General features: G+C 69.9%; 13 protein-coding genes. 2 read left to right on the top strand and 11 right to left on the bottom strand.

Annotated elements, in window-relative coordinates; all coding sequences use genetic code 11:
• Positions 1-56: 56 nt before the first annotated feature.
• Positions 57-182 (bottom strand): hypothetical protein, encoded by a 126-nt coding sequence (locus L107_RS16830; protein WP_015110553.1) that lies wholly within the window; start codon positions 180-182, stop codon positions 57-59.
• An 80-nt stretch (positions 183-262) separates the two neighbouring features.
• Between L107_RS16830 and L107_RS14570 the strand changes: the two genes are divergently transcribed.
• Positions 263-1,543 carry an MFS transporter gene (locus L107_RS14570; RefSeq protein WP_159820036.1) on the top strand — a complete coding sequence of 427 codons (1,281 nt, stop codon included), beginning with the start codon at positions 263-265 and terminating at the stop codon, positions 1,541-1,543.
• Positions 1,544-1,560: 17 nt separating this feature from the next.
• Here the strand turns inward: L107_RS14570 and L107_RS14575 are convergent, their stop codons facing one another.
• From L107_RS14575 to rpsT, 8 genes are all read right to left on the bottom strand, one after another.
• A complete protein-coding gene (locus L107_RS14575) occupies positions 1,561-2,379 on the bottom strand; it encodes an alpha/beta hydrolase (protein ID WP_236550718.1) in 819 nt (272 codons plus the stop codon).
• Positions 2,376-3,434 (bottom strand): 23S rRNA (adenine(2503)-C(2))-methyltransferase RlmN, encoded by a 1,059-nt coding sequence (rlmN, locus tag L107_RS14580; RefSeq protein WP_159820037.1) that lies wholly within the window; start codon positions 3,432-3,434, stop codon positions 2,376-2,378. The genes L107_RS14575 and rlmN overlap by 4 nt, the downstream gene beginning before the upstream one ends.
• On the bottom strand, positions 3,434-3,598 hold the full coding sequence (locus L107_RS14585) for a chlorophyll a/b-binding protein (protein ID WP_159820039.1): 165 nt from the start codon (positions 3,596-3,598) through the stop codon (positions 3,434-3,436). Before L107_RS14585 ends, rlmN begins: the two co-directional genes overlap by 1 nt.
• A complete protein-coding gene (locus L107_RS14590) occupies positions 3,591-7,700 on the bottom strand; it encodes a DNA-directed RNA polymerase subunit beta' (RefSeq protein ID WP_159820041.1) in 4,110 nt (1,369 codons plus the stop codon). Before L107_RS14590 ends, L107_RS14585 begins: the two co-directional genes overlap by 8 nt.
• 73 nt (positions 7,701-7,773) lie before the next feature.
• On the bottom strand, positions 7,774-9,678 hold the full coding sequence (locus tag L107_RS14595; protein ID WP_159820043.1) for a DNA-directed RNA polymerase subunit gamma: 1,905 nt from the start codon (positions 9,676-9,678) through the stop codon (positions 7,774-7,776).
• Between the two features lie 58 nt (positions 9,679-9,736).
• A complete protein-coding gene (rpoB, locus tag L107_RS14600) occupies positions 9,737-13,027 on the bottom strand; it encodes a DNA-directed RNA polymerase subunit beta (RefSeq protein WP_159820045.1) in 3,291 nt (1,096 codons plus the stop codon).
• A 248-nt stretch (positions 13,028-13,275) separates the two neighbouring features.
• Entirely contained in the window at positions 13,276-14,088 is an 813-nt protein-coding gene (locus L107_RS14605) for a TatD family hydrolase (protein ID WP_159820047.1), read from the bottom strand.
• Between the two features lie 8 nt (positions 14,089-14,096).
• Positions 14,097-14,411 (bottom strand): 30S ribosomal protein S20, encoded by a 315-nt coding sequence (gene rpsT / locus L107_RS14610; protein WP_159820049.1) that lies wholly within the window; start codon positions 14,409-14,411, stop codon positions 14,097-14,099.
• A gap of 193 nt (positions 14,412-14,604) precedes the next feature.
• Between rpsT and hisD the strand changes: the two genes are divergently transcribed.
• Positions 14,605-15,906 (top strand): histidinol dehydrogenase, encoded by a 1,302-nt coding sequence (gene hisD, locus L107_RS14615; protein ID WP_159820490.1) that lies wholly within the window; start codon positions 14,605-14,607, stop codon positions 15,904-15,906.
• 12 nt (positions 15,907-15,918) lie between these two features.
• Here hisD and L107_RS14620 read toward each other — a convergent pair whose 3' ends face one another.
• A complete protein-coding gene (locus tag L107_RS14620) occupies positions 15,919-17,766 on the bottom strand; it encodes a bifunctional diguanylate cyclase/phosphodiesterase (RefSeq protein WP_159820051.1) in 1,848 nt (615 codons plus the stop codon).
• 68 nt (positions 17,767-17,834) lie between these two features.
• Complete coding sequence (gene rpiA / locus L107_RS14625) at positions 17,835-18,548, bottom strand: ribose-5-phosphate isomerase RpiA (protein WP_159820053.1); 714 nt, start codon at positions 18,546-18,548, stop codon at positions 17,835-17,837.
• Positions 18,549-18,556: the final 8 nt, after the last annotated feature.

Consider the following 18,556-nt stretch of genomic DNA (forward strand, 5'->3'; position numbering starts at 1 on the left):
CAGGTGAAGGCATCGTAAAAGCCGGTTGGCCGCCCGATCCGCCCAGCGGCGCCGGATCAGCCCAGCGGGGCGGGGGCGGCCATGTCGCCGGGCAGCCAGATGCGGGCGCTGACGGCGAACAGGGCCAGGGCGAACAGCAGCACGATGGCCACCGGCAGCAGCGTGGAGCGCAGGAAGGACATGGGGGGGGAACGGGACGGCGGGGCTGGCTGCATTGTGGTCCGACCGGCCGCCCCTAGGGTTCGGCGATCCGCGAGCGGCCATGGCCAGCCCTGCCTCCAGCAGTGTCCGCCCCTGGCGTCGCCTCCTGGCGGTGGCCGCCGAGGGGGTCGCCAGCGGCACCCCCTACATGGTGGGCACCAAGCTGCTGCAGGGCTGGCTCACCGCCAGCCAGATCCCCCTGGGCCTGATCGGCCTGCTGGGCCTGGCGGAGCTGCCCTACACGCTCAAGATGGTCTGGGCGCCGGCCCTCGACCGCTGGCCCCTGCCCTGGCCGGACCGCCGCCGCGGCTGGCTGCTGGTGCTGCAGCTCACCCTGGTGGCGGTGATCGGGGCCATGGCCCTGCTGCGGCCCTCCACCGATCCGGCCAGCCTCACGGCGATCGGGGCGATGGCGGTGCTGCTGGCGGTGGTCAGCGCCACCCAGGACATCGCCGTGGATGCCTACCGCACCGACCTGCTGCCCGACCTGGAGCGGGGCGCCGGGGCCGCCGCCTCGAACCTGGGTTACCGCACGGCGATGCTGGCGGTGGGGGCCGGTGGCTTCATCCTGGCCGGCCGCTTCGACTGGCCCCTGGCCTTCCTGTTCTCGGCCCTGCTGATGCTCGTGGTGGTGCCCTTCACCCTCACGGCGCCGCGGCTGGAGCCCCTGGCGGTGCCGGTGAGCAGCCTGCGCCAGGCGGTGCTGGGGCCGGCGCGGGAGTTCCTGCACCGCAGCGGCGGCCCCCGGGCCGCGGCCCTGCTCACCCTGGTGCTGCTCTACCGCTGGCCCGACGGGCTGCTGGGCCTGATGGCGGTGCCGTTCCTGATCCAGAAGGGCTTCAGCCCCGAGGTGGTGGGGTCGGTGCTGGCGGGCTGGGGCATCGGGGCCACCATCGTCGGCACGGTGCTGGGGGGCGTGCTGTTCGGCCGGCTGGGCATGAACCGCTCCATGTGGCTGTTCGCCCTGGTGGGGGCGGCGGGCAACCTGGCCTACTGGGCCCTGGCCCGCTTCGATGGCGGCATGCCGGCCCTGCTGATGGCGGTGGCCCTGGAGAACATCGGCGGCGGCATGGTGGGCGCCGCCTTCGTGGCGCTGCTGATGAGCCTCTGCAACCCCCGCTTCTCCGCCACCCAGTACGCCCTGCTCTCGGGCGTCTATGCCCTGAGCCGCTCCCTGCTGGCCGCCCCGGCGGGGCTGGTGGCGGAACGGCTGGGCTGGCCGGGCTTCTTCCTGGCCACCACCGCCGCGGCCCTGCCGGCCTTCCTGCTGATGCTGCGGCTCACCCCCTGGAACGGCCAGGGGGCCCGCGGCGCCTACAGCGCCGAGCGGGACGGCGGCTGAAGGTCGTCCCTCGGGGACTACCCATCCGGATCGGGCGCAAGGAAGCTCCGCAGCAGCGGCAGGTACTCCGGGGACTCCTCCACGGCGTTGTGGCCCTCGACCGGCAGCACCACCATGGAGGCCACCCCGGGCCGGAAGCTGGCGAGCAGGGCGTCGGTGTTGGCGCGGGGAATCACCTCGTCCCGTTCGGCGGCGATCAGCAGGGTGGGCGCGCCGATGCGGGGGGCCGCCGCGGCGGAGCGGTACTTGTCCTGGAGCAGCAGCCCCACCGGCACCAGGGGATAGTGGCGGGCCGCCACCGCCTCGATGCTGTCGAACGGCGTGACCAGCACCAGCCGATCGACGGGGCGATGGGCCGCCAGGTGCACCGCCACGGCGCTGCCCAGGCTGCGGCCGACCACGGCGATCTGCCCGTGGTCGGGCCGGACCCGGTCGAAGAGGGCGAGGGCATCGGCGAACAGGGCCCGCTCCGAGGGCTGGCCGCTGCTGCCGCCGTAGCCCCGGTAGTGCTGCAGGTACAGCGAGTGCTCCGGAAAGGCGGCCGCCAGCAGGGGCAGCTGGCCCGCCACGTCCTCGGCGTTGCCGCCGAAGTACAGCAGCGCCTTCGGGCCGGGGCGTTGGCGGACCGTCACCAGCACCCGGGCCTCCGGCGGGCCGCCTGTGATCGGCAGGGCCAGCAGCTCGGCGGGCGCATCGGCGGCGCGGGGCTGGGGGAAGTAAAGCAGGGAGCGCTGGCGCAGGAACAGCAGGCCGCACAGGGCCCCGTAGGCCAGGGCGCCGGCCAGGACGACCGCCAGGGCGGGGAGCAGGCGCGGCGGCATCGGGATGGCGCTCACCCCACCGGGGCGTCCATCAGCCGGCGGCGCAGCTGGCCGCAGGCGGCGTCCTGGTCGAGGCCGCGGCTCGCCCGCACGCTGACGGCGATGTGGCGCCGCTGCAGCTGGCTGCGGAAGGCCTCCACCGCCTCCGGGGCAGGGCGGCGGAAGTCCTCCTCGGCGATCGGGTTGTAGGCGATCAGGTTGACGTGGCTCTGGAAGCCCCGCAGCAGACGGGCCAGGGCATCCGCCTGGCGGGGGGGGTCGTTGACGCCCCCCAGAAGGATGTATTCGAAGCTCACCCGCCGGCCGGTGATGGCCACGTAGTGGCGGCAGTCGTCCAGCAGGGCTTCGAGGGGATAGGCGTGGGCGGTGGGGATCAGCTCCTCCCGCAGGCGCTGGTCGGGGGCATGGAGGCTCACGGCCAGGGTGAACTGGGCCCGGCCGAGCCGCTCGAGGGCCCGCTCCGCCAGGGTGGGCAGGGTGCGGGGCACCCCCACCGTGCTGACGGTGATCTGGCGCTGGGCCATGCCCAGGTCGGTGCAGAGGCAGGCGATGGCCTCCAGCACCGCGTCGGTGTTCAGCAGCGGTTCGCCCATGCCCATGAACACCACATGGCTGGGCCGGCGGTCCATGGCCTCGCGGATGCTGAGCACCTGGTCGACGATCTCGTGCACCGCCAGGGAGCGCTGCAGACCCCCCTTGCCGGTGGCGCAGAAGCGGCAGGCCATGGGGCAGCCCACCTGGCTGCTGACGCAGACCGTGAGCCGGTCGCCGCTGGGGATGCCGACGGTCTCGAGGCTGAGGCCATCGGCGGTGGCCAGCAGCAGCTTGGTGGTGCCGTCCCGGGCGTCGCTGCGGTGCAGCACAGCCGAGCGGCCGATGCCGGTGCCGGCCGTCGCCAGCCCCTCGCGCCAGGCCTTGGGCAGCACCGTGATCGCGTCGAGGCTGCGGGCCCCGCGGCTGTAGATCCAGTCGTGCAGCTGCCGGCCCCGGAAGGCCGGCTGGCCCTGGTCACCGGCCCAGGCCTCCAGGGCCGCCTGGCCCATCCCGAGCAGGGGGGCAGGCCCGGCCATCAGGGCCAGATCAGCAGGCCGTGGCCCAGCTTCCACTCCACCGCCAGCAGGGCGATGAAGCCGAGCATGGCCACCCGGCCGTTGAGGCGCTCCGTGTGGGTGTGGAAGCCGAAGCGCGGCAGCCGCCGCACCGGCACGGGGGTGGCGACGGCGGGATCAGTCATCGCTGAGCAGCCCCTCCTCCTGCAGGCCCTCGAGGGCCGCCGGATCGGCGATCAGCTCCTCCTCCAGTCCCTCCTCCGCGGTGGGGCGGGCGAAGGCGGCGAAGCCGCTGGCGGCCGCCTCGATGCCGTGGCGGCTGCGGGTGGCCTCCAGATCCTCCTCGGAGGGATCATCCAGCACGGCGGCGGTGGCCGCCGGGGCCGGCATCTCGACGGTGTAATCGGGACGCAGGTTCTGGTTGCGGCGGTAGCCGGCGGCCTCCTCCTCGAGGATGTCGGGGTGGGGTCCGGCCTCGGCGCGCAGCTCCTCCTCGAAGCCCCCGAAACCGGTGCCGGCGGGGATCAGGCGGCCGATGATCACGTTCTCCTTGAGGCCCCGCAGCCAGTCGCTCTTGCCCTCGATGGCCGCTTCGGTCAGCACCCGGGTGGTCTCCTGGAAGGAGGCCGCCGAGATGAACGAGTCGGTGTTCAGCGAGGCCTTGGTGATGCCCAGCAGCACGGGGGTGAACTCGGCAGGAGCGCCGCCGGTGACGCCCATGGCGGAGTTCACCTGCTCCACCTGACGTAGCTCGATCAGCTCACCGGGGAGCAGCGTGGTATCGCCGGCATCCTCGATGCGGACCTTGCTGGTCATCTGGCGCACGATCACCTCGATGTGCTTGTCGCTGATCGAGACCCCCTGCGATTTGTAGACGTTCTGCACCTCCGTCACCATGCGGAACTGCAGCTTGGAGATCGCCTCCTGGGCCGCCTCCATGGTGGGCTTGCGGCTGCGCAGGTCCTCGAAGAAGCAGTCGAGCAGCTCGTGGGGGTTGATGGGCCCGTCGGTGAGCATCTCGCCGGCGCTCACCTGCTGGCCATCGGAGACCATCACATTGCGGCCCAGCAGGATCGGGTACTCGGTGATGACGTCGTCGGTCTCGATCACCGACACGGTGATCGAATCGTCGTCCTCGCCCTGCTTGATCTGCACGGTGCCGCTCTTGCGGCAGAGCACGGCCGATTCCCGCGGGCGGCGGGCCTCGAGCAGTTCCTCGATCCGGGGCAGACCCTGGACGATGTCGCCGGTCTTCTGGCGTTCGAACACCAGCAGGGCCAGGCCGTCACCGCGCTGGACCAGTTCCCCGTCACGGACGTGGAGCACCGAATCGGGCGACACCATGTAGGGCCGGCCGAGGCGGATGGTCAGGGTCTTGCCGTCGATGGCCTCCACCTGGCCGCAGCAGGGGGAGATCACCCCGTCGGCGAGCACATCACCGTCGACGATGCGGTCGCCCACCGACACCGTCGGGACGGCCGCGCCGAGATCCAGGCTGCGGGTGTCATCGGCCCGCTCGACGATCAGGCGGCGGATCGGTTCGCCGGGGACGGGATCGGGCAGCTGGACCACCCCGTCCTCCTTGCAGAGGATCTGGGTGGTGGCGACCACGTCGCCCCGCTTGACGGTCATGCCGTCCTCCACCTGCAGCTCGGTGTGGGTGGAGCCGTGGCTGGCGTCGGAGAGGGTGTCGCGGCGGACCAGCAGGGTTTCCAGGATCACCAGCTGCAGGCGCTCGATGGTCTTGGCCCGCTTGTCGGCCACCGCCTCCACATCCACCGTCATCTGGGGGGTGGTGTCGAAGGTTTCCAGGATCAGCTGGGTGCGCAGCAGTTCCACCCCTTCCACCGACTTGATCAGCTCACCGTCCTTGAAGGTGAGGCGCTGGGTGGCCTTCAGGCCGAGGGACGGACCGCCGGTCTGCTTGATCGTGGACAGCTCGGGCAGGTGGGCGGCATCGGGGATGGCGTACTCCTCGACGGGCCGCAGCAGCAGGGCGCCGCCCTCGGGGGTGTCGACCTTCTCGACGAACTTCATCGCCTCGGCCTTGAGGCCGGGGGCGATCTCCTCGCCGGGGTTGACCATCTTGCCGTCCTCGCCGTAGCGGGCCAGCACCTTGGCGTCGGAGACCAGGTGCAGCTCACCGGAGCGCACGATGATCTCCCGCAGGATGTCGTTCTTCTGGGTGACGGTGACGATGCCCGCGGTCTGGCTGAAGATGTCCTTCACCACCTCGGTGCCGGCCTCGATCCACTGGCCGTCCTCGATCATCAGCAGGGAGATGTCCTTGTTGATCTCGTGGGTTTCCTGGGGGATCCACAGCAGGGTGCCGCCCTTGCTCACCTCGAAGCCGTGCTTGGCGGAGCGGGCCTTCTTGATCGAGAGGCCGGGGGCGAACTTCACCATGCCGCCGGTCTGGGTGCGGAAGCGGTCGTCGGTGAGTTCGGCGATCACCTCACCGGCGCCGATCTTGGTGCCGGGCTGGGTCTTGACCAGATAGCGGGTGTTGTCCTTGCCCTCCAGGTGCCAGCTCTCGCCGGTGTGGCTGGATTCACCCACCAGCTTGCAGTCCTTGAGGGTGAGGCTGGCGGTGACGATCTGCACCTCGCGGGAATCGCCGGTGGACTCCCGCAGCCGCACGGCGCCGCCGTATTCGCTCTGCAGACGGCTCTCGGCCAGCACGTCGCCGGTGGTCACCGGCTTGTCGGTTTCCACCACCGGCAGGGCGTTGGGGGGCAGGTTGTAGACGTCGCCGCTGAACACCCACAGGCGCCCGAGACGCTGGGCCTTGTGGGTGATGTTGCCCTGGCGGTCGGTGACCTCCCGGGGCTGGATCACGTCCTCGAAACGCACCTGGCCGGCCAGGTCGCAGATGACATCCTTGGTGGCCTTCTCGACGCTCTTCTTGACCGCCGAGCCCGAGGAGATCTGGGCCAGGATGATGTCGTGGGCGACGGGATCGCCATCGGCCACAAACAGGATCGAGCCGTTGGTGATGTCGATCTTCTGCACCTTGCCCTTGCCCGAGGGCTTGAGGGTGAGGGTGAAATCGGTTTCGGCCAGCTTGGCCTCGACGCCATGGGGGGTGCGGTGGTCGCGCACCCGGGCCTTGGGCCCGAATTCCACCACCCCGTCCACCAGGGAGCGCACCACGCCGGTCTCGGCCGTGGACACACCGCCGGTGTGGAAGGTGCGCATGGTGAGCTGGGTGCCAGGCTCCCCGATCGACTGGGCGGCGATGATGCCGACGGCCTCGCCCAGGTCGACCAGTTCGTTGTGGGCCAGGGCCCAGCCATAGCACTTGCGGCAGACCGAACGGGAGGCCTCGCAGGTGAGGGGCGAGCGCACCATCACGGTGGCGATCGCCGCCTTCTCGATGGCGGCCGAGATCGCCGGGTCGATCTCACCGTTGCGGTCGACGATGACGACGCCGTCGCTGTCGACGACGGGCTGGGCCGCCAGACGGCCCACCAGCTTGGTGCCGAAGCGGCCCCGCTCATCGGCGTTGATGGGGATGAAGCGGTGGGTGCCGCAGTCCTCCTCCCGCACGATCACGTCCTGGGCCACGTCCACCAGACGGCGGGTGAGGTAGCCGGAGTCGGCGGTGCGCAGGGCGGTGTCCACCAGGCCCTTGCGGGCGCCGTAGGAGGAGATCACGTACTCGGTGACCGTGAGGCCCTCACGGAAGTTGGTGCGGATCGGCAGGTCGATGATCTCCCCCTGGGGGTTGGCCATCAGGCCGCGCATGCCCACCAGCTGGCGCACCTGGGACATGTTCCCCCGGGCGCCGGAGTTGGCCATCATCCACACCGAGTTGAGTGGATCGTTGTCGTTGAAGTTGCGGCGCACGGCCGCCACCAGCCGCTCGTTGGTCTCGGTCCAGGTGTCGATCACCTTGGTGTGGCGCTCCACCTCGGTGATCTCACCGAGCCGGTAGCGCTCCTCGGTGGCCGTGATCTGCTCCTCGGCCTCCTCCAGCAGGACGGCCTTGTCGCCGGGGATGCGCAGGTCGTCGACCGAGATCGACACCGCCGCCTGGGTGGCGTAGTGGAAGCCCAGGTCCTTCAGCTCGTCGGCCATGGCCGCGGTGGCGGCGGTGCCGTGGTGCTTGTAGGCCCAGGACACCAGGTTCCGCAGCGCCTTCTTGTCGATGATCCGGTTGCGGAACGGCGGCGCCTGCTTGCTCAGGGCCGAGGCCGCAGCTGCTGCGGCGGCGTTGGCGGCCGCCAGGTCGGCGGCGGCCTTGGCGCTCTTCTTGCTGATCTTCTTGGCTGGGGTGGCGGTCATGGCGGCGCGCGATGGAGAAGGCGGGAGGACAGTCGGAAGACACAGGGCGGGGGCTCGGCCCGGCCGGTGGAACTCAGGACGCGGCCACGGCGTCGATGATCGTGTGGTTGATGACGACCCGGCCCACGGTGGTCAGCAGGTAGCGGCTGATCAGGGCGCCGTCTTCGTCGAAGCGGTCGCGGCGGAACTTCCACTGCTCGACGCGGGTGCCGTCGGAGAGGGTGTCGGTGGCGACGGGCTCGCTGTCCTCGTCGTCGCTTTCCACCTCGCCGTTGAAGCGCACCCAGACCCAGTCGTGCAGGCTGAGGTGCTTCTCCTCGAAGGCGGCGATCACGTCCTCGAGGTCGGCGAAGGTGCGGGAACGGTCGCCGAAGGCGGGCTGCGCCTTGTCCCGGTCGACGGCGGTGAGGTAGTAGGCACCGAGCACCATGTCCTGGGACGGGGTGATGATCGGCTCGCCGGTGGCGGGGGAGAGCACGTTGTTGCTCGCCAGCATCAGCATGCGGGCCTCGGTCTGGGCCTCGATCGCCAGGGGCACGTGCACGGCCATCTGGTCACCGTCGAAGTCGGCGTTGAAGGCCGGGCAGACCAGGGGATGGAGCTGGATGGCGCGGCCATCCACCAGCTTGGGCTCGAAGGCCTGGATGCCGAGGCGGTGCAGGGTGGGGGCCCGGTTGAGCAGGATCGGGTGCCCTTCGATCACCTCCTGCAGCACCTGCATCACCTCGTCGTCGGCCCGCTGGATCAGCTTCTTGGCCGCCTTGATGTTGTTGACGATGTTCTGGCGGATCAGGCGATGGATCACGAAGGGCTGGAACAGCTCGATCGCCATCTCCTTGGGCAGGCCGCACTGGTGCATCTTCAGCTTGGGGCCCACCACGATCACGGAACGGCCGGAGTAATCCACCCGTTTGCCGAGCAGGTTCTGGCGGAAGCGGCCCTGCTTGCCCTCGATGATGTCGCTGAGCGACTTGAGGGCCCGGTTGTTGGCCCCCACCACGGTGCGGCCGCGGCGGCCGTTGTCGATCAGGGCATCAACGGCCTCCTGCAGCATCCGCTTCTCGTTGCGGACGATGATCTCGGGGGCGAGGATCTCCTGGAGGCGCGCCAGGCGGTTGTTGCGGTTGATCACCCGCCGGTAGAGGTCGTTGAGATCGCTGGTGGCGAAACGGCCGCCGTCGAGCTGCACCATGGGGCGCAGGTCGGGGGGGATCACCGGGATCACATCCAGCACCATCCACTCGGGACGGGCGTTGGTGGCGATGAAGTTGTCGATCACCCGCAGGCGCTTGATCAGCTTGGCCCGCTTCTGGCCCTTGGAGTTGTTGATGTCCTCGCGGAGCTGCTCGGCCTCCTTCTCCAGATCCAGGTCCTCCAGCAGCTGCTTGAGGGCCTCGGCGCCGATGCCCACCATGGGCTCGTTCTCGATCTCGGAATCCTCGGCGAAGATCTGGTCCTCGATCTCCAGCCACTCGTCTTCGGTGAGCAGCTGCTTGTAGGTGAGGTCCTTGTGGTCGCCCTTGTCGAGCACCACGTAGCAGTTGAAGTAGACGATCTGCTCCACGTCCCGCAGGGGCATGTCGAGCAGGATCGCCACGTAGCTGGGGATCCCCTTGAGGTACCAGACGTGGCTCACCGGCGCCGCCAGCTTGATGAAGCCCATGCGGTGGCGCCGCACCCGGCTCTCGGTGACTTCCACACCGCAGCGCTCACAGACGATGCCGCGGTGCCGCACCCGCTTGTACTTGCCGCAATGGCATTCCCAGTCCTTGGAGGGGCCGAAGATCTTCTCGCAGAAGAGCCCGTCCATCTCGGGCTTGAGGGTGCGGTAGTTGATCGTTTCCGGCTTGGTGACCTCACCCACCACCTGTCCGTTGGGCAGCGTCCGCTGCCCCCACTGCATGATCCGCTCGGGGGAAGCGAGCGTGATCTTCACGTAGTCGAAGTGGTTTTCGGTGCGGAGGTTGCTGTTGGACATGGCGGGGACGCAGGGTGATCGAGAGAGACGGAGAAATCAGAGCCGGTGAATCAAGCGATCAGTCATCGTCGTAATCCGCGACACCGAGGGATTCGTAGGTGGGACGGCTGGGGGTGCTGCGGCGCGGGTTGACGTCCTGCATCAGGTCGACCTCCTCGCCGGCGTCGGTGTAGACGGCGATGTCGAGGCCGAGGGACTGCAGCTCCCGCATCAGCACCTTGAACGACTCCGGCGTGCCCGGCCGGGGGATGGGCTTGCCCTTGACGATGGCGTTGAGGGCCTCGTTGCGCCCCTGCATGTCGTCGGACTTGACGGTGAGCAGCTCCTGCAGGGTGTAGGCGGCGCCGTAGGCCTCCAGGGCCCACACCTCCATCTCCCCGAGTCGCTGGCCGCCCTGCTGGGCCTTGCCGCCCAGGGGCTGCTGGGTGACCAGGGAGTAGGGACCGGTGGAGCGGGCGTGGATCTTGTCGTCCACCAGGTGCACCAGCTTGAGGATGTGGGCGTAGCCCACGGTCACCGGCTGGTCGAAGGGTTCGCCGCTGCGGCCGTCGATCAGCTGGATCTTGCCGGGGTTGGCGGGGTTGTAGACCCAGTCCTTGCCGGGCAGCTTGGCGGCTTCCTCGAGGTAGGCCTGCACCGTCTGCTTCGACTTCTCGGGGCCGTACATCTCATCGAAGGGCACCACCTTGACGCGGCAGTCGAGGTGGGAGGAGGCCCAGCCCATCAGGCACTCGAACACCTGGCCCACGTTCATGCGGCTCGGCACCCCCAGGGGGGTGAGCACGATGTCGATGGGGGGGCCGTCGGGCAGGTAGGGCATGTCCTCCCGGGGAAGGATGCGGCTGATGATGCCCTTGTTGCCGTGGCGGCCGGCCATCTTGTCGCCCACCTGGATCTTGCGGCGCTGGGCCACGTAGACCCGCACCACCATGTTCGCGCCCGGCGGCAGTTCGTCGCCCTGCTCGCGGGTGTAGATGCGCACATCCACCACCCGGCCCCGTTCGGTGCTGGGCACCCGCAGGGAGTTGTCGCGCACGTCGCGGGCCTTCTCACCGAAGATGGCGCGCAGCAGCTTCTCCTCGGGCGGCTGATCCGACTCGCCCTTGGGGGTCACCTTGCCCACCAGGATGTCGCCGGATTCGACATAGGCGCCGATGCGGATGATGCCCATCTCGTCGAGGTGGCCCAGGCTCTCCTCGGCCACGTTCGGGATCTCCCGGGTGATCTCCTCGGGTCCGAGCTTGGTCTGGCGGGCTTCGATCTCGTACTTCTCGATGTGCACCGAGGTGTAGAGGTCGTCCTGGACGAGGCGGTCGCTCACCAGGATGGCGTCCTCGTAGTTGTAGCCCTCCCAGGGCATGTAGGCGATCAGCACGTTCTGGCCGAGGGCGATCTCGCCGCCTTCGCAGGCGGAGCCGTTGGCCAGCACCTGGCCGGCGATCACCGGATCGCCCTGGCGGACGATCGGCCGCTGGTTGAGGCAGGTGTCCTGGTTGGAGCGCTGGTACTTCTGCAGGAAGTGGGTGTGGTCGCGGCCCTGCTCGTCACGGATGACGATGGCGGTGGCATCGACGAAGGAGACGGTGCCGTTCACCTTGGTGATGGGCACCATGCCGGAGTCGCGGGCCACCTGGGTTTCCAGGCCGGTGCCCACCAGGGGCCGCTCGGGGCGCAGCAGGGGCACGGCCTGGCGCTGCATGTTGGAGCCCATCAGGGCCCGGTTGGCGTCGTCGTGCTCGAGGAAGGGGATCAGGGAGGTGGCCACCGAGATCACCTGCACCGGTGACAGCTGGACGTAGTCCACCTGCTCCGGGGGAACCTTCTCGAAGTCCTGGCGGTAGCGCACCGGCACCAGATCGACGGTGATCCGGCCGGTGGCGTCGGTGGGCACGTCACCCGGGGCCACCCGGCACTCGTCCTCGAGGTCGGCGGAGAGGTAAAGGGGATCGCCCTGCTTGAGAACGATGCCGTTCTCCACGCGCCAGAAGGGGGTTTCGATGAAGCCGTATTCGTTCACCCGGGCGTGGGTGGCGAGCGAACCGATCAGGCCGGCGTTGGGGCCTTCCGGGGTCTCGATCGGGCAGATGCGGCCGTAGTGGGAGGGGTGGATGTCGCGCACGGCGAAGCCGGCCCGCTCCCGGGTGAGACCGCCGGGGCCGAGGGCGCTGATGCGGCGCTTGTGGGTCAGCTCGGCCAGGGGGTTGGTCTGGTCCATGAACTGGCTCAGCTGGCTGGAGCCGAAGAACTCCTTGACCGCCGCCACCAGGGGCTTGGGGTTCACCAGCTGGGCGGGGGTGAGCGATTCGGTCTCGCCGACGGTCATCCGTTCCTTGATGATCCGCTCCAGGCGGTTGAGGCCCACCCGCACCTGGTTCTGCAGCAGCTCACCCACCGAGCGCACCCGGCGGTTGCCCAGGTGGTCGATGTCGTCGAGGCAGGCGCCGCCCACGTCGAGCTCCAGGTTGATCAGGTAGTCGATCGTGGAGAGGACGTCCTCGGCGGTGAGGGTACGCACCGCATCGGGGATGGTGAGACGCAGCTTCTTGTTGATCTTGTAGCGGCCCACCCGGCCCAGGTCGTAGCGCTTGGGATCGAAGAAGCGGCTGTGCAGCAGCTGCTGGCCGCCGCTCACCGAGGGGGGCTCACCGGGGCGCAGCTTCTTGTAGAGCTCCAGCAGGGCCTGGTCTTCCGAGGAGATGCCCTCCTCGTTGGAGGCCTCGATCGACTTCTGGTAGTACTCCGGGTGCCGCAGCTTGTCGAGCACGTCGTTGTCGGACAGGCCGATGGCCCGCATCAGCACGTGGGCGTTGATCTTGCGGGTCTTGTCGACGCGCACGTGCAGCAGGTCGTTCTTGTCGGTCTCGAACTTGAGCCAGGCGCCCCGGTTGGGGATCAGGCTGGCGTTGAAGGTCTTGCGGCCGTTCTTGTCCTGCTCGTCCTTGAAGTAGACGCCGGGGCTGCGGACGATCTGGTTGACGATCACCCGCTCGGCACCGTTGATGATGAAGGTGCCGCGCTCGGTCATCAGGGGCAGTTCCCCGATGAAGACCTCCTGCTCCTTGATCTCGCCGGTCTCCTTGTTGACCAGGCGGCAGGTGACGTACATCTGGGAGGCGAAGGTCGCATCGCGACGCTTGGCCTCTTCGACGTCGTGGCGCGGGCGTTTCAGGCGATACTGGTCGCCGATGAAGTGCAGCTCCAGCTTGCCGGTGTAGTCGGTGATCGGGGAGAAGCTGTCCAGCTCCTCGATCAGGCCCTTCTCCAGGAACCATTTGAAGCTCGCCCGCTGTACCTCCACGAGATCGGGAAGGTAAGTGACGGTCTTGGCGACCTGGATCGCGCTGCTCATGCGGTGAACCTGCAGGAACGAGGGGGTGGGGCGGACCTGGACGGGGTAAGGAAGGGGATCGCGGCGTGACCTGCCTGGGCTGCCCGGGGGGACGGGCCATGCCAACAGGCGCTCAGCCGAACCGACCGCCCCTGAAGCAGGGACGAACGATCCGGCGGGGGCGCTTACAGGGCTCGCTGCGGGTTTGCCGACTCAATTGATGCCGTCGTAGACAAAAGGAGCGCTTCCGCTTCCAGGCCAATAAGACATCATACAACCTGGAGGGGCAGCCTGAAAAGACGGGCCGCGTTGGCGGTGGTCGTCGTCGCCACCTCCTCGAGCGTCTCACCACGGAGTTCCGCCACCCGGGCCGCCACCGAAGCCACGTAGGCCGGCTCGTTGCGCTTGCCGCGGCGGGGCACCGGCGCCAGGAAGGGGCAGTCGGTCTCGACGAGGTAGCGGTCGGCCGGCACCAGCCGGGCGCAGGCGTGGATGGGCTCGGCCCTGGGGAAGGTGACCGTGCCGCTGAAGCTGATGAACAGGCCGAGCTCAAGGAAGCCGGCCATCTCCTCGGGGGTGCCCCCCCAGCAGTGCATGACGCCACGGGGGCAGCGGCCCTCACGCTCGCGCCGGCGCAGCTCGTCGAGCATCGGTTCGGCCGCGTCCCGGCAGTGGATGATCACCGGCAGATCCAGGGTCACCGCCAGATCCAGCTGGGGCCCCAGGGCCGCCAGCTGCTCCTCGAGGTTGGTCGCCTTGAACAGGTCGAGGCCCAGCTCGCCGATCGCCACCACCCGGTCGTCTGCACGGGCCGCCGCTTCAAGCGTGGCGGCGGTGTCGCCGTGCCAGTGCTGGGTGTCGAGGGGATGGACCCCGACGGCATAGCGCAGCTCGGGGAAGCGATCGGCCAGGGCCCGGATCGCCGGAATCTCCGCCGGCTCCACGCAGGCATGGACCAGGGCCTTCACCCCGGCCTCACGCCAGCGGTCGGCCACGGCATCGAGATCCGCCTCGAAATTGCGGAACACGATGTGGCAGTGGCTGTCGACCAGGGGTGGGGCGGCCTCGGGGCTCACGGCCATGGGGGGCGTCAGGCGCCGGTGCTGCCGGCGGCGGTGGGCTCGAGCACCTGCTTCACCGCCACGCTCAGGCGCGACTTCTGGTTGGCGCCGGTGTTGCGGTGCACCACGCCCACCTTGACGGCCTTGTCGATCTTGCTGAAGGCGGCGTTCATGCTGGCCTGGACGGCAGCCCTGGCCTCCTCGCCGGGCTGCTGGCCATAGGCGCTGCAGGCGGTGAGGCAGCGCTTCATCAGGGTGCGCAGGGCGGACTTGTAGGTGCGGTTGCGCAGGCGATTGCGTTCGGCGATCTCGATGCGCTTCTTCGAAGACTTGTTATTGGCCACAGGCGTAGGGGCGCTGACTCGGCAAACGCGGATCCTACCCCGTGGGCCCTGGCCGGTTCCAGGCCCTAGTTTCAAGGCAGCCCTCCGCCTCCGGCACCGCCCCGTGGTCGCTTCCACCCCAACCGGCAGCAGCCCTGCCGGCAGCACCCCCGCCCCTGCCGCCAGCCTTGACGCCGGCGGCGAACGGCCGGCGCTGCGGATCACCTGCCTGCGGGACGGCGAGCGGGCCGGCGAACGGCTCGAAGCGATCGCCGCCCGCACCGAGGGCGGCCGCCTGCGCGAGGAGGAGGCGCGGGTCGCGGCGATCCTGGCCGAGGTGCGCCAGCGCGGCGACGCGGCCCTGCTCGACTTCAGTGAGCGCTTCGACGGCCTGCGGCCCGATCCCCTGCGGGTGCCCCCCGAGCGGCTGGCCCAGGCCTGGCACGACTGCCCCGAGCCCCTGCGCCGGGCCCTGGACCTGGCCCACGACCGGATCCTGGCGTTCCACCGCCGCCAGATGCCGGCGGATCTGGCCATGACGGGCCCCCATGGCGAGCGGCTGGGGCGCCGCTGGCGTCCGGTGCAGCGGGCGGGGATCTACGTTCCCGGCGGCCGGGCCTCCTACCCGAGCACGGTGCTGATGAATGCGATTCCCGCCCGGGTGGCGGGCGTGGAGCGGCTGGTGATGGTCACCCCGCCCGGCCCCGGCGGCGAGCCGAACGCCACCGTGCTGGCCGCCGCCCACCGGGCCGGGGTGGAGGAGGTCTACCGGGTGGGCGGCGCCCAGGCGATCGCGGCCCTGGCCTACGGCACCGAAACGGTCCCGGCCGTCGATGTGATCAGCGGCCCCGGCAACCTCTACGTGACCCTGGCCAAGAAGGCCGTGTACGGAACGGTGGGCATCGACTCCCTGGCCGGCCCCAGCGAGGTGCTGGTGATCGCCGACCACACCGCCCGGCCCGCCCAGGTGGCCGCCGACCTGATGGCCCAGGCGGAGCACGACCCCCTGGCGGCGGCGATCCTGATCACCACCAGCGAGGCGCTGGCCGCCGCCGTGCCGGCCGCCATCGAAGCCCAGCTGGAGCGGCACCCGCGGGCCGCCATCACCCTGCAGGCCCTCAACGACTGGGGGCTGATCGTCGTCTGCGACGACCTGGCCGAGGCGGCGGCCCTCAGCGACCGGTTCGCCCCGGAGCACCTCGAGCTGCTGGTGGAGGATCCCGACTCCCTGGCGGATCGGATCGTCCATGCCGGCGCCATCTTCCTCGGCCCCTGGTCGCCCGAGGCGGTGGGCGACTACCTGGCCGGCCCCAACCACACCCTGCCCACCTCCGGCACCGCCCGCTTCGCCGGCGCCCTCAGCGTCGAGACCTTCCTGCGCCACACCAGCCTGATCCACTTCAACCGGGCGGCCCTGGAGGCCACCGGGCCGGCCGTGGTCACCCTGGCCGAGAGCGAGGGACTGCACAGCCACGCGGAATCGGTGCGCCAGCGGCTCGGGACCCCCGACAGCTGAGCGCGGCGGCGCTCATCCGCCTGCGGCGGGCGGGAGGGACCAGCCGGGCAGGTCCTCCGCCGGCATCGGCCGGGCGATGGCGAATCCCTGGGCCAGTTCACAGCCCATCGCCCGCAGCACCTGCAGGTGCTCCGCCGTCTCGACGCCTTCGGCCACGCAGGTGCGGCCGAAGGCGTGGGCCAGCTCCACCACGGCCTTGACGATGGCCCGGTCGGCCGGATCCACCAGCATCCTGGCCACGAACGAGCGGTCGATCTTGATCGTGGCGATCGGCAGCCTCCGCAGGGAGGTGAGCGAGGAGTAGCCGGTGCCGAAGTCGTCGAGGGCAAAGCTCACCCCCAGGTCGCGGCAGCGGGCGATGTTCCGGGCCACCTGCTCCAGATCCTCCAGGGCGGCGGTTTCCAGCACCTCCAGCCTCAGGGCCGAGGCGGGCAGTTCGGGATGGAGGGCCAGGGCCGCGCGGATCCGCTCCGCGAAGCCTGGATCGCGCAGCTCCCGGGCCGACATGTTCACGCTCACAGCGACCGACCGACCTGCCCGCATCCAGGCCGAGCAATGACACAGGGCCTGCTCCAGCACCCAGTCACCGAGGCGGCTGATCTCCGGTTGATCCTCGATCCAGCCCAGCCAGGCCTCCGGCGACAGCAGCCCCTGCTGGGGGTGCTGCCAGCGCACCAGGGCCTCGGCGAAGCGGAGCTGCCCGGTGGCCAGGTCGATCACCGGCTGCACGAACAGGCGCAGCTGCTGCGCGTCGATGGCCTGGCGCACCCTCTCCAGCCGGGAGCGCTGCAGCGACTGGCGCCGTTCCAGCTCCACGTCGAAGTGGTGCATCCGCCCCGGGCCAGCTCGCTTGGCGGCGTACATGGCCTGGTCAGCCTGGCGCAGCAGGGTATCCGGATCGGCATCGTCGGGGGGCACCAGCCGGAAGCCGATGCTGGTGCTCAAGGCCACGCAGAGGGTCTCGCCCAGGTGGGTGGGCTCGGCCACGGCGCTGAGCAGCCGCTCACCCAGCGACTCCAGCTCGGCCAGGCTGCCGAGGCCGGGCAGGATCACCACGAATTCGTCCCCCCCCAGCCGGCCCACCGTGTCGCCCGGTCGCAGACAGCGGCAGAGGCGCTCCGCCACGGCCACCAGCAGCTGGTCGCCCACGGCATGGCCGTGGCTGTCATTGATGGGCTTGAAGTTGTCGAGGTCGAGGTAGCCCACGGCCAGGTGGGTGCCGTCGCTCCTGGCCCGCTCCAGCTCCTCGCCGAGACGCTGGCTCAGCAGGGAGCGATTGGGCAGGCGGGTGAGCGGATCCTCGTAGGCCAGCTGACGCAGTCGCTGGTCCATCAGCCGCCGTTCGAATCCCTGGGCGAAGCCGCTCACCACGATCGAGAGCACCGCCACCTCCTGCTCGCTCCAGCGGCGGCAGCCGCGGATGTGGTCGAAGCCCGCGAACCCCTCCAGCTGGCCCCGCCGCACCAGGGGGAGAACCAGCAGGGACTGGATGCCCTGGGCGCTGAGATGGGCCCGCTCGGCATCGGCCCCGGCGGGGAGATCGAGCAGCGACTCGAGATTGATGGCCCGCCCGGCCCGCATTTCCCCCATCAACCAGGCGATGGACACCTCCGACACGTGCTGGAGCTGCTGGATCTGCGGTTCCACCCCCGGCGCGCACCACTCGTGGGTGTTGCTGGCGAAACCCGGATGGCGGGTCAGGGAGAACACATAGGCCCGATCCACGTCGAACAGGCCGCCGATGGACGCCAGGGTGCGATCGATGGTGGCGTCCAGTTCACTCGTGGGCTCGACGATGAACGCCTCGGCCGTCTGCGCCAGCAGCTGTAGCAGCAGCTTGCTGAGGTCGCCGTGGGGCACCGTTCCCCCAGCCCGCAGAGGATCGGTCCATTCTGGAGGCCAGGCGGCGGGTGGCCCCGATGCGGGGCTCAGCGCCTCGCCAGGTCGCGGACCCCGGCCTCGCCGTTCACCACCTCACCCACCAGCACCTGGTCGGCCAGGTTCACGAAGAGGCCGTTCTCCAGCACCCCGGGGATGTTGTTGATCGTCGCCTCCAGGGCGGCCGGGTCGCCGATGCCCCCGTCGAAGGCCACATCCAGCACCAGATTGCCCTGGTCGGTGACGACCGGACCGGCCTTGCGGACGGCCATGCGGAGCTCGACGCGGCTGCCCATGGCCGTGAGTTCATCGCGCACCTGACGCCAGGCCCCGGGCAGCACCTCCACCGGCAGCAGGAAGCCCAGGTTGAGGCGTTCCACCAGCTTGGTGGCATCCACCACCACCACGAAGCGGTCGGCCCGGCGGGCCACCAGTTTCTCCTGCACGTGGCAGGCCCCGCCCCCCTTGATCAGCTGGAAGCCGGGGTCCACCTCATCGGCGCCGTCGATGGCCAGATCGATGCGCTGCACGGCGTTCAGCGTCTGCAGGGGAATGCCCAGCTCGGCGGCCAGCACCTCCCCCTGGAAGGAGGTGGTGACCCCGACGATGCCGCTGAGCTCACCCTGCTGGAGCTTGCGGCCGAGGGCCCGGATCATCAGCGCCGCCGTGGAGCCCGAGCCCAGTCCCACCACCATGCCGTCACGGATCTGGTCCACCGCCGCCGTGGCCACGGCCTCCTTCATGCGGTCCTGAAGATCGGACATGGGGGGTC

The organism is Cyanobium sp. Copco_Reservoir_LC18 (assembly GCF_009834675.1).
GTDB lineage: Bacteria > Cyanobacteriota > Cyanobacteriia > PCC-6307 > Cyanobiaceae > Cyanobium > Cyanobium minutissimum.